General features: G+C 49.2%; 12 protein-coding genes. 11 read left to right on the top strand and 1 reads right to left on the bottom strand.

Annotated elements, in window-relative coordinates; translation table 11 throughout:
- Positions 1-129 precede the first annotated feature (129 nt).
- The 8 genes from HH215_RS08850 (at position 130) to HH215_RS08815 (ending at position 8,365) form a co-directional block, all read left to right on the top strand.
- On the top strand, positions 130-1,182 hold the full coding sequence (locus tag HH215_RS08850; protein ID WP_169279564.1) for a Gfo/Idh/MocA family protein: 1,053 nt from the start codon (positions 130-132) through the stop codon (positions 1,180-1,182).
- A 33-nt stretch (positions 1,183-1,215) separates the two neighbouring features.
- Positions 1,216-2,037, top strand: coding sequence for a sugar phosphate isomerase/epimerase family protein (locus HH215_RS08845; protein WP_169279563.1), 822 nt, complete (start codon positions 1,216-1,218; stop codon positions 2,035-2,037).
- Complete coding sequence (locus HH215_RS08840; RefSeq protein ID WP_169279562.1) at positions 2,027-2,944, top strand: ABC transporter permease; 918 nt, start codon at positions 2,027-2,029, stop codon at positions 2,942-2,944. Before HH215_RS08845 ends, HH215_RS08840 begins: the two co-directional genes overlap by 11 nt.
- Before the next feature lie 19 nt (positions 2,945-2,963).
- Positions 2,964-3,863 (top strand): carbohydrate ABC transporter permease, encoded by a 900-nt coding sequence (locus HH215_RS08835; protein ID WP_254450422.1) that lies wholly within the window; start codon positions 2,964-2,966, stop codon positions 3,861-3,863.
- A 64-nt stretch (positions 3,864-3,927) separates the two neighbouring features.
- A complete protein-coding gene (locus HH215_RS08830; RefSeq protein ID WP_169279561.1) occupies positions 3,928-5,535 on the top strand; it encodes an extracellular solute-binding protein in 1,608 nt (535 codons plus the stop codon).
- A 64-nt stretch (positions 5,536-5,599) separates the two neighbouring features.
- Positions 5,600-6,607 carry an ROK family protein gene (locus HH215_RS08825; RefSeq protein WP_169279560.1) on the top strand — a complete coding sequence of 336 codons (1,008 nt, stop codon included), beginning with the start codon at positions 5,600-5,602 and terminating at the stop codon, positions 6,605-6,607.
- A complete protein-coding gene (locus HH215_RS08820) occupies positions 6,585-7,718 on the top strand; it encodes an N-acetylglucosamine-6-phosphate deacetylase (RefSeq protein ID WP_169279559.1) in 1,134 nt (377 codons plus the stop codon). Before HH215_RS08825 ends, HH215_RS08820 begins: the two co-directional genes overlap by 23 nt.
- 134 nt (positions 7,719-7,852) lie before the next feature.
- Positions 7,853-8,365: a DUF2179 domain-containing protein gene (locus HH215_RS08815; protein WP_169279558.1), complete on the top strand. Its 513-nt coding sequence runs from the start codon at positions 7,853-7,855 to the stop codon at positions 8,363-8,365.
- A gap of 356 nt (positions 8,366-8,721) precedes the next feature.
- Here HH215_RS08815 and HH215_RS08810 read toward each other — a convergent pair whose 3' ends face one another.
- Positions 8,722-9,138, bottom strand: coding sequence for a transposase (locus tag HH215_RS08810; RefSeq protein ID WP_256376712.1), 417 nt, complete (start codon positions 9,136-9,138; stop codon positions 8,722-8,724).
- Between the two features lie 308 nt (positions 9,139-9,446).
- Between HH215_RS08810 and HH215_RS08805 the strand changes: the two genes are divergently transcribed.
- The 3 genes from HH215_RS08805 (at position 9,447) to HH215_RS08795 (ending at position 12,312) form a co-directional block, all read left to right on the top strand.
- Positions 9,447-10,256 carry a class I SAM-dependent methyltransferase gene (locus HH215_RS08805; RefSeq protein ID WP_169279557.1) on the top strand — a complete coding sequence of 270 codons (810 nt, stop codon included), beginning with the start codon at positions 9,447-9,449 and terminating at the stop codon, positions 10,254-10,256.
- 288 nt (positions 10,257-10,544) lie between these two features.
- Entirely contained in the window at positions 10,545-11,243 is a 699-nt protein-coding gene (locus HH215_RS08800) for an MBL fold metallo-hydrolase (RefSeq protein WP_169279556.1), read from the top strand.
- Positions 11,244-11,394: 151 nt separating this feature from the next.
- Positions 11,395-12,312, top strand: a complete 918-nt coding sequence (locus HH215_RS08795; RefSeq protein ID WP_169279555.1) for an AraC family transcriptional regulator — start codon at positions 11,395-11,397, stop codon at positions 12,310-12,312.
- Positions 12,313-12,449 lie beyond the last annotated feature (137 nt).

The raw sequence follows: 12,449 nt of genomic DNA, 5'->3' as shown, positions 1-12,449 counted from the left end.
CATAAATTTGAACAAATTAATCGAATATAGAAACAAATACAATGAATCTTTCGAATGGTACGATGAAACCCAGATGACGGTTGAACAATTCAGCCGATCATCGGGGTTTTTTTTGTTAGGGGGATGCTTGTGGACAAAATAAAAGTCGGAATAATCGGCGCGGGTACGATCGGGCACTGTCATGTAGCCGCCTATCGGAAACGCGCTGACGTCGATGTCGTTGCGGTATGCGATAGTAATCGCGACAGGGCAGAGCAGTTCGCCCGCCAGTACGAAATTTCCCGCGTTTATGACGATTACCGGACAATGCTCGAGGAAGCCGCTCCGGATGCGGTGTCGGTATGCGTTTGGAACAGCCTTCACGCGTCCGTCTCGATCGATGCGCTGAACGGCGGCGCGCACGTGCTATGCGAGAAGCCGCTGGCCGTAAGCGCCACGCAGGCGGTGGAGATGCAGTTGACAGCAGAGCGGTTCGGCCGCGTGCTGATGCCGGGTTTTTGCACGCGATACGAAGAAGGCGTCAAGCTGCTGAAAAACGCCGTGGACGAAAACAGGCTCGGCCAGCTGTATTATGTGAAAGCGGTTTATTTGCGCCGTCACGGCAACCCCGGCGGATGGTTCGCGGACAACAACCGATCCGGGGGCGGGCCGGTCATCGATCTCGGTGTGCACGTGCTTGATCTCGCCCGATTTATCGCCGGCGGGCAGGCCGTCTCGGTATATGCCGTCACCCACAAAATGCCGGACGAGCAGGTGGCCTCCAACGCGCCGCATATGAGCGCCGACAGCGGGCAAATTCACGATGTCGAAGATTTTGCCTCCGCGCTGATCCGGATGGACAACGGTGTGACGATCCAGTTCGAGACGAGTTGGAATCACCACGTCGAATCGGATGTGTTCCAGCTCGAAGTGTTCGGCAGGAAGGGCGGCGCGACGGCATACCCGAAAGTGCGTATCGCAACGGACGATTTCGGCGTCGCCTGCAATATCCAGCCGCTGCATTCGAACAACGAGCATAATCCCAATTACGATTTCGACGAGGAAATCTCCCACTTTATCCAGGTGATCAAAGGTGCCGAACAGCCGATCGTGACCGCCGAAGATGGCGTGGAGTGTATGCGCATTACGGATGCGATCTACGAATCGGCAAATGAGCAGAGAGAAATCAGGATAACGAGATAGAATGGGAACCTAAAGAAAGGCGGAGGAACCGGAATGAAACTGAGCGTAAGCATGTGGACTTTTCAGGAACTGATATACGGTGGAGCGATGGACTTCGCCGCGTTCGCCGAATACTGCGCCTCGCGCGGTGTTAGGAACGTCGAACTGCTCGATTTTTTTGTGCTCGACAAGTTGGACGAATGTATGGCCGTCATGGATAAGCTAGGGCTTTCACCCGCCGTATGGTCGATTTGCAACGATTTCGTTCAGCCGGACGAAACGAAACGCCTCGAGCAAATCAATTACATGATCCGACAAATCGATATCGCCAAGCAGATCGGCACGCCCGTCATGCGTGTATTTTCCGGGGACGTCAAGGACGAAGTTGCGTTCGAAGACAGCATGGCTTCGATCACAGCTTGTTACGCGCCTTGCATCCGGTACGCGGAACATGCCGGGATCAAGCTTTGTCTGGAAAATCACGGCGTGTTCGCCGCTCGCAGCGGAGAGGTGACCGAGCTGCTGGATTCGTATCGGTCGCCGGCATTCCGGTCGACGTTCGATACCGCCAATTTTCTATTCGTCGACGAAGCGCCTGAGGTAGCGGCAGAGCGGCTGAAAGGCCGGGTAGATCTGCTGCATCTGAAAGACTACCGCCACTCGGCTCAAGAAGGCGAAGGCTGGCCATCGCTGAACAAGGTGTGGTATACGGGCTGTCCGCTCGGTCAAGGCGATATTCCGTTCGATAGCGTCATTCGGACGCTCCGGTCGGGCGGTTTCGACGGAACAGCTTCAATTGAATTGGAATGCGACGATCCGATCGCATCCTGCGACGAGAGTATCGCTTTCCTGAGGAGAGCCGGGTATGCAGAGTAGCTACTTTCGCGTTTTGTGGAAAGATGTGGTCAAGGACAAATGGCTGTATCTATTTCTCGCTCCTAGCATCATCTTGGTATTCGTATTTAGCTATGTTCCGCTCTACGGCATCGTGCTCGCTTTCAAAAACTATAACGGCCTTACTTCCATTATGGAAAGCAAGTGGGTCGGGCTGAAATATTTCGAGCTGATTTTGAAGGATCCTCTTATTCCCCGGGCTTTCATGAATACCGTGAAGCTTGGCGTGTTTTCCCTGCTGTTCTGCTTCCCGGCCCCGATATTGCTGGCGCTTATCTTCAACGAGTTGAAGCAGGGCAAGTTCAAAAAATTCGCGCAGTCCGTTTCTTATTTGCCGTACTTTATTTCCACGGTTATCATCGTCGGGATGATGAAGGAAATTCTTGCGATTGACGGCGTCGTCAACCATTTTCTGCGATCGATCGGCCTGCAAGCGATCAATTTCATGAGCGATGCTTCGAGCTTTCGGACGATCTACATCAGCTCCGAGATTTGGACGGGGATCGGCTGGGGCAGCATCCTGTACCTGGCCGCCATATCTTCCATCCCGGACGAGATGTACGAAGCGGCCACGATGGACGGGGCGAATCGCTTGCAAAAAATTCGCCATATCACTTTCCCGGCGCTACTTCCGGTCATCAGCATCCAGTTCATATTGTCCGTCGGCTTGCTGCTCGGGGCGTCTTTCGAAAAGATTATTTTGATGTACTCCCCGGCAACGTACGAAACGGCGGATATTCTGGCGACCTACGTATATCGAAACGGCTTGCAAAACGCTAACTACAGCTACGGCGTAGCCGTCGGGCTCGTCAATTCGGTCCTATCGTTCCTGTTGGTGTTTTTCGCCAACAAGGTCATGAGAAGATTGACCGGGTATTCTTTCTGGTGACCAGAAGCTTCGGAAAGGAATGGATTTGAAAATGCGGAACTATGCCGAACACCGATCGGATCTCGTGGTAAGGGCGGTTGCTCTGATTGCCTCGCTGCTTATGATTTTCGTCATGCTGTACCCGTTTATTTATATCGTGGCCGTATCTTTCAGCAAAAACGAATACGTCACGATGGGAATGGTCACCTGGCTACCGAAGGGGTTTAATCTGAACGCCTACCGAGTCGCTTTGTCCGACCCGCTAATTATTAGAGGATATATCAACACGATCTTCTATACGTCTGCGGGCACGGTGCTGTCCGTCGGGCTGACGCTCCTCACCGCATACCCGCTGGCGATTAAGCAGTTCAGGGGCAAAAAGCCGTTTTTGATCTTTCTGACGTTTACGATGTACTTTTCAGGGGGCTTGATCCCTTATTACATGCTTGTCCAAAACCTGCACATGAAAGACACGCTTTGGGCATTAATACTGCCCGGCGTCTCCGTCTGGTACATCATTATTTGCCGTACCTTTTTCCAGGCGAACATTCCGATCGAACTGCGAGAATCGGCGCTAATGGACGGAGCGAACGACTTGACGATTCTTACCCGGATTTACACGCCGCTGTCGAAACCGATTTTGGCTACGCTCAGCTTGTGGCTCATCGTCGGGCATTGGAACTCCTGGTTTAACGCCATGCTGTTTATCGAAAATCAAAACTTGTATCCACTGCAGTTGGTCGTGCGAAAGGTATTGATCACTTTCGAGCCCACGAGCCATATGCGCAGCATTATCGCTGCGTATAAACCGGCGGGGGTCAGCGAGCAGACGGTTCGCAGCGCAATTATCGTCGTTACGATACTGCCGATCGTCATGATCTACCCGTTCTTGCAAAAGTATTTCGTCAAAGGGATTATGATCGGCGCGATCAAAGGCTGAAACCGCAGTGCGGCGCCGATCTGACCGCATATTGAACAAGCGAACAGAGAAGGGAAGGGTAAATGTGAAAAAACGGAGTTTCATGTTTCTGATTGCGACCGTGCTGTTATTCGCCACGGTGGGGTGCCAGAGTTCCAAATCCGGATCGAACGCAAGCCCGGCAGCCGGTAAAACGTTCGAACCGCTGAGCTTTCCGCTCAAAGATCCGGTAACGATGAAAGTATTTTCCTGGTATCAAGGGGACTTTAACCCGGAAAACCCGCTCGTCAAGGAGTTTGAGCGTCTGACCAATATCAAGCTTGACTACAACGCGCCCGCCGACGGGTACGCAGAGAAGCAGTCGCTCATTCTGGCGTCCCCATCGGGCGACTGGCCGGATGTTATGCTGCTCGGCGCTTCGGGCGGACGCGAAGTGAACGAGATTAGCCAAATGTACGGTCAGGCAGGAAAGTTCGTGAAAATCAGCGATTATCTCGATAAGCTGCCGAACTTGAAAGCTTATTACGATCAATATCCGGAAGCGAGAACGCTTTTTGAGGACGGAAAAGGAGACACGTACATTTTCCCTTATTTGTATCCGTACAAGACGGTGCCGACCGGATTTTTCTATAACGCGAAAGCGTTCGAAGCCGTCGGACTGGACGCGCCGAAGACGGTGGACGACATCTACGATGCGGCCAAAAAGCTGAAGGAGAAATTCCCGACCTCTTATCCGGTAACTTCATACACCATTCCTGAAACGCTGACCGTCTGGAGCAGAGTATTCAGCACTTCGTCCACGCTGGCTTTTGATCAGGAACAAGGTAAGTATATCTTCGGTCCGTTCACTCCCGAATATCGCCAGATGCTGGAGTTTCTGCACAAGCTGTTTGCGGAGAAATTGTACGATCCGCAGTTTCCGCAGTATACGTTCGCAGGCGACGACTGGCGCCAGACTTTGGCAACCGAGAAAAGCTTCATAACGGAAAGCTACGTGTGGGAAATGCAGTACGAGAATACCGCCAAAAGCGTAAACGTCATCGCCAAAAATATGAACCTGCAAGACAAGGTGCAATTCAAATATATTCCGCCGCTCAGCGCGAACGGGAAGCCGTCCAAATATCGGGGTTTGACGACGGTTAGCCCGTCGTACGGCATGGTCATCAATGCGAATTCGCCGTACGTCAACGAAGCGCTCGCGCTGCTTGACTGGCAGTTGGGCGAAGATTTCTTCCGCTTGCTCGGTTACGGCATCGAAGGGGTCACTTATGAGATGAAAGACGGCCAGCCTGTGTTCATGGATAACATTACGACGACGGACGAACCGGGCAAAACGCCATTGAACGATTCCATGAGCTTTTACGCAGGACTCAACATTTACGAAATCTATCCCGATCCGTACGGTTGGAAAACGAATCTCGAGAAGTTCACCGGTTACACGATGGAAGAGATGGGCGAGTTCGCGGCATGGCCGGACAGCTGGATGGTCCGCTTCGATCAGGAGAAGAAGGATGAGCATGCGCTCGCGTTGACGCCTTCGACGACGTTGGTGGATGAAATGTCTTATAAATTCATTACCGGAAAAGCTTCGTTCGACGATTACGACAAGTTTATCGAAACGTTGAAAGGCTACGGCATCGAGAAAGTCGTCGACGATTACAACAAGTTTTATCAGGAAAACGTGAAAAAATAAGGCCGTTTGCCCAAGCCCGCATCGGTTCGATGCGGGCTTGTACGCCTCAAGAAGGAAGGACGACATGCGAGCGATCGGCATTGATATTGGCGGCACGAAAATTGCCGTGGGATTAGTGGACGACGGAAAAATCGTGAAGCGGCACGTCATCACCAACCGCTTCTTCGGCGAGCCGCAGCGGATGGTCGCGGCGATCGGCAAAGCGATCGCCAGGCTGCGGGCTGCGGACGGCAGTAGTATGGTCGCGGTGGATGACCGCGTGGGCGATGGCGATGGCGATGGAAGTAGTGGGGCGATTGGCGTCGGCGATGCTGGGCACGAGGCTGCCGGCAGCGGCGATATTGCCGGAATTGGCGTTGGATGCCCGGGATGGGTCGTCGACGGCATTGTGTACGATGCGGTTAATCTCGGCATAAGCAAGTTTGCGCTGGAAGATGTGCTAGCCGAAGTTAGCGGTTTGCCGACGCGGGCTGAGAATGATGCCCGGACAGCGCTGCTATGCGAACGAAGATACGGCACGCTGCAAGGGAGCGTAAACGGAGCGACGGTGACGTTTGGCACCGGCATCGGCGGGGCGCTTATGCTGGAGCGCCGCTTGTACCGCGGCAGCTTCGGTTGCGCCGGTGAAATCGGGCATTTGACGTTAAGCGGCAGCGACGAGCCTTGTCCATGCGGGAAAATTGGCTGCTTCGAGCGGACTGCATCCGTGACCGCGCTTGTGCAGCTGGCGAAGAGGCATGGGCTGAAAGCGGAAGACGGGCTGGCGGTATGTGCGCTCGCTAAGGCCGGAGACGAGGTGGCGATCGATGTGCTGGAACGTTATACGGATGCTGCGGCCAAAGGCGTCATCGAGCTTGTCATGCTGCTCGATCTCGATACAGTCGTCATCGGCGGAGCGATATCCCGTCAGCGCAAGTTGTTCGTCGACTCGCTGCGGAAGAAAGTTAATTTGCATCTGCCGCGCTGCCGGGTGACACCCGCCGCATTCGCGAATGACGCTGGCATCATCGGTGCGGTAGAGCTAGTCAGCAAAGGAGATGCAAGGCAACGTGCGAGCGACGAGATTTTATAATGCGACTTTGGTGACAGGGACGGGTGTTTTTCGCAATGCGGCTTTTGTCGTGGCGAACGGCCGGTTTACCGAAATCACCGGGGCTGCCGGGGCAATAGGTGCAGATGACATTGACCGGGATGACCGAGCAAACAAGGATTCCCTCGCATACTGCGATCTCGGCGGGCAGATCGTTGTTCCCGGTTTTATCGACACGCATATTCACGGTGTGAAGGGCTGCGATTTCGAAGATCCCGACTGCGATTTTGCGGCAGGTGCCCGGCTGCTGAGGATGACAGGTACGACCTCGTTTTTTGCGACGATATCGCCATTCACCCCTTTCGGCGCACGCAAGCCGCCTTATCGCACGTTGACTTGCGAGGGGCTGGAGGGATTTCATCTGGAAGGCCCGTATCTTAACCCGGCGAAGCAAGGCGGATTTTACAAAGGGCAAATACGGCCTTACGACGAAGCTGAAGCAGATGACATCATCCGGTCATTCCGGGGTGCGATCCGCATCGTCACTGCCGCGCCGGAATGTGTAGACCTCCCGTCGCTGGCCGCGCTTTCGCATAAGCACGGGTTCGCGTTGTCAGTCGGCCATACGGATGCGGATTACGATACCGCGCTTGAGGCGTTTGGCGCCGGCTTCTCTCGCGCGACCCATCTGTTTAACGCTATGCGCACCTTCGATCACCGCGAGCCAGGCGTACTGGACGCCGCGTTGCTGGATGATCGGGTGCACTGCGAACTTATCGCGGATTTGCGCCATCTTTCCCCGCAAGCGCTTAAGCTTGCGCTCCGGCTGAAGCCGATCGGTACGCTGACGGCGATTACCGACAGCGTATGCCCGGATGCCCCCGGCATTACGGTGCGCGGTTCGGTTGCCTACAAGGGGGACACGGTGTACGGCTCGCAAAGCACGATGTACGAGCTGTTCCGGCACTTGACTGGGCCGCTGCTTGCAGTGCCGCTTGCAGACGCCGTTAGGCTGACTTCGGTTAACGCCGGCAAAGCGCTTGATCTAGACGTCGGCGACATCGTCCCGGGCATGCGGGCGAACTTCATCGTGATGGACAGCGATTACCGGATTGAAACCGTTTATACGGCTTCCGATTTCGGCACGAATTAATAAAACCTGTCAGGGACGGCCCTGACGGGTTTTTGATACCTGACCGATGCGAATAGCGGACATATTGAAAGTTTGGCTCGTTTTGTTATGGGAGAATGGTTCATGAAGTCTGAAGAAGAAGGAGCGTGCATCTTTTGTTCAAGATATTGACTCTCATCTTCGTCATTCAGATCGTGTATGTGTCGGCCTTCACCTTGCGCATGATTCTGACGATCAAGGGGCAGAAGTATATCGCTGCGCTCATCAGCACGGCTGAAGTGACGATCTACGTGCTGGGACTGAATATGGTGTTGTCTCATCTGGATCAAGCCGCCAGTCTGGCGGTTTATGCGATCGGCTATGCTCTGGGCGTGCTGGCCGGTTCGTGGATCGAGCAGAAGCTGGCGCTCGGCTACGTCACCCTGAAGGTAATCAGCAATAATCCGGAACCAAGGCTTGCGATGGTTCTTCGCGACGCTGGTTACGGCGTGACGACATGGCTCGGTTCCGGTAGGGACGGCGACCGTCTTGTGATGGAGATTTTGACCAGGCGCAAAAACCAGAAGCAACTGCACGACCGTATTATCGAGCTAGACCCCAAGGCGTTCGTTATTTTTCACGAGCCTAGTTTGATTCGCGGCGGCTTCTGGGCAGGGGCGGTCAAGTAATGACCGACGTCCGCAAACGTCAATTTTGTCGGAGGAAAATACGAGCTAACCTAGCCCGATAGAATCGTAAGTGACCACGACGCGTAACTACTCAGGTCCCATAAAAAAAATCCGTGGAGGCGATATCCTTTGAAATAATTCCTATGCTTATTGTCGAACTCTAAATAGAGAGAGACGACGAGGTCGGAACGGATGAAACCCAGTACGGAACATATCTAGTAAAATACGTAAAACTCGAAACGGGTCGTCGTGCATTCAATTGTGAAAAGAGATTTGATTCGGCTTAAAAGAACATACTCAAACAAGCCTACCTCAAGACAGAAGCTTTATGGTAAAATGTTCCTTATGTGACGAGCTTATTCCTTATAAAATGGCGTCCGACTTTTCAACACACCGTAAATAATGCGCAAAAGCTTGTTGGAAGTGGCGACAATGGCAACTTTGGCTAGCTTGTTTTGAGAACGTTTTAACTGATAATATTTCGATAGAATCTCATTTCGTGGAAAGTTCACTTGCTTCGAAATACCGGCAACGGTAGCTTGATAGAGAGCGGTAAGGAGGCATGAAGAGCCCCTCTTCGAAATGTGATTTTGACTGGTCTTAAAGGTTCCCAACTCGTAAACAGATGAATCCAGCCCGGTAAAAGCGGTCAACTGTTTAGCGGTAGGGAACCTTTTTATATCCCCAATTTCCGCAAGGATAGTCGCTGCAGACTCCCTAACCGCATCGCGACCGCCCTTCGGGCTTAAGGGAGTTGGACGTCGTGAATACAAGAATGTTATGCGAAATCTTTGTAAATCAGTGGTTCAAAGAAGGGGCCAACTTCAGCTAAACCATATTCACGCTTCGGCCATCCGGCCCTAAGTCCGGCAGAAGTTAGAAGTTAAATCGGAGAGGAATTTCAGTCTAGAGGAAGCATTTTCAGCCGGACAAATCCATTCCCCAAAGATAGGAGCTTTAGGGGAATGGACGTCGCGGCTAAGACAACGTTTTCGGAAATTAATGCAAATCTGAATTCAAAACTATATTGTATGTAGGATTGTATTAAAACGACAAATACATTTCTGGAGAAGGTGTCTTCATGGAAAAGAAGTCTGCAAATAGATCAATCATTATTAACGCTGGCGAAGTTGGCGTCGCCATTTCGGAAGACATGGATAAGAATGTTGTTCATAAGACAAACAGCTTCTATTGGGATACAAAAGGCAATGACTTTTTAAGAGCAATCGTGCTTCCTTACTATGGAGCGTTTATCTCAGAAGAAAATTGCCAGCTTTTTGGCGATATTTCAGGGAAAAAGTTATTGGAGATCGGCTGCGGCAACGGTCAATCCTTGCAATATCAAGCGGAACGCAATGCATCTGAACTATGGGCAGTGGATATATCGGAAAGACAAATCGAAAAGGCAGCGCAGCATTTAGAGTCATTCGGTGTATCGGCAAAATTGATCTGTTCTCCCATGGAAGAAGAATGCGGCATACCTGCGGATTATTTTGACTATGTTTACTCGATTTATGCCATCGGTTGGACAACCGACCTTGAGGGTACCTTTGGCCGGATCGCTTCTTACCTTAAAAGAGACGGTGTATTTATCTTCAGCTGGTCTCACCCCATACACAGATGTGTCACTGAAGATAATGGTAGGTTTGTTTTTAAAAAGAGCTATTTCGATGAATCTTGGTATCCAGTAGCTGTTGAAGGTGAACTACTATTAGCGGACCGTAAGCTATCAACCTATGTGAACGCGTTGGCGAAAGCGGGATTTGTGGTTGAGCAAATGATTGAGCAAACGGATGAAGAGATTATGCAATCGAGAGACGATAACAGCGATATAGCAAAGAGAGCAAAGATACTCCCTGTAACTTTTGTGATTAAGGCAAGGAAACTATAACATCTGGTGTCAAAGCAAATTTTACATAAAGATCATTAGTTGAATCGAGGAAGACATTGATATCCGATAACACCATATTCACGTATAGGGACGGTGCTCCTCGGTCCGGTAGTAGTTAGAAGTGCATTCGAAGTGGCATTTCAGCAGCAGGGAAGCGAGTTCAGCCGGACACATCCGCACCGACTAACCGTATCGCTGTCGGCTCCTCCGGAGCCTTAAGTCGGTGGGACGTCGAGGATATGACAGCGTTATGTGAAATAGATGCAAAGACTAAAGGAGTGAAAAAATATGCAACTCTATGCCGTTAAGTTCGGCGAATCTTTTTTGAACACTAAATATATCTATCGTGATGTATTTTCTGAAGAATTAATTCGTATCTCATGGTCTTACTACATAGCTAAATATAATAATAAAACGATATTATTTGATGTTGGATTTCGTGACCCCGTTATTGCAAAAAATTGGGGAATAGATCTTATTAATGTCGATAAAGAAATTAAGCATATATTTAACTCTAATCATGTTGATGTTGTTTTTATTACTCATAGTCATTTTGATCACATCGATAATATTGATTTGTTTCCTGACTCACAAATAGTTATTGGTTACGATGAGTATCTACATGCCTTAAAAAATGGGAGTCTAACTGTAAAGGAAAGGCTTCTCAAAGAAAATGTAATTACAGTCAAAGATGAAATAATAATTGATAATAAATTTAATTTCAAAGTCATAGGGGGGCATACAATCGGTTCATCAGTAATCTACTTGGAACACAATGAAAAGAATTATGTAATTACTGGAGATGAATGCTACAAGTGCGAAAATCTGATTACGAAAAAACCGATTGGCATCTATTCGAATACAGAAAAAAATGAATCTTTTATTAACGATGCTTTTAATAAGGGATGTATTCCATTGCCCTATCATGACTTAACCATTTTTCAAACTTACAAGGAAATTTCAAGAAATATTGTTCAGATCCTTTAATGAGAATCTCAAGGAAAGCAACTACAGCATCTAACATCATATTCACGCATTGGCCCTCGGTCAGGCCGAAGGATTTCGGTGAATCAGAGTGGCAGGACGTCATGAAATACAAGACGTTATAAGAATTCGGCGAAAGGACTTATGTACAATAATGAATAAGAGCAATTACGTTGATCGAATTAACAATGTATTCGTATTAATTGAAAACAAACTAAATGACAAGTTAACACTCGACTCTATGGCAGAAGCTGCCCATTTTTCGAAGTATCACTTTTCAAGAGTTTTTACGGCAATGGTAGGAATGACACCTTTAGCTTATTTGACTAAAGCAAGGTTAGATAAATCAATACATTATTTGGCTGATGCTCAAAAAACAATACTCGAGATTTCCATTTTGTGCGGCTTTGAATCAGCCTCAAATTTTAATGCTGCTTTTAAAAAGCAATTCAATAAAACGCCAAGTGAAGTTAGAAAAAATCTAAACAAAGATAGCAATATTTCTCTATTTCTTGGCAATATGCAAGAAGATGAATCAAATTCTTCTCGTTATGATGAAAGTATTAAAAACAACTTTCTGAGGAGGATTTGGCAAATGAATGTTTCAATTAAAGAACTACCTGAGTATGAGATTGCATTCGTAAGACATATTGGTAGCTACTTGGATACTTATAAGGCATGGCAGAAATTAGGCGAATGGACAAGTAAGCATCTGTTGTACCCTCCGGAACAATATTTCATTGGAATTTCTTTAGACAATCCCAATGTAACGGAAGAAAACGAATGCCGTTATGACGCATGTGTGACATTACCATACTCGTTCATCAAAGATAATAATTCCGATGTTCAAATCAGGAAACTGCCAGGCGGACTTTATGGATTGTATAACTTTTATGACACCATCGATAAGCTAGGTATTGTATATCAAAGCATTTTCGGTCAATGGCTACCGAATAGCGAGTTTGATCCAGATGATAGAGATTGCCTTGAATTCTGTATGAATAATCCATTTGAGGATCCGGAAGGGAAAGCGAAAGTCGATTTATACATACCTATTAAAGCGAGAGATTAAATGAAAGCATTAAAAGTTGCCGGCATCTTATAAAACCATATTCACGTATCGGGCCATTCGACGCTCGATCCGGACCGGAGTTAGGCGGGTTCAATGCCCATTATGCAATATGATAATTAAAAATAAACGAGTCAGGC

The organism is Cohnella herbarum, from assembly GCF_012849095.1.
In the GTDB taxonomy this organism is placed as follows: Bacteria; Bacillota; Bacilli; order Paenibacillales; family Paenibacillaceae; genus Cohnella; species Cohnella herbarum.
The sequence above is the reverse complement of the archived record's forward strand: the minus strand, read 5'-3'. Positions and strand labels throughout refer to the sequence as shown.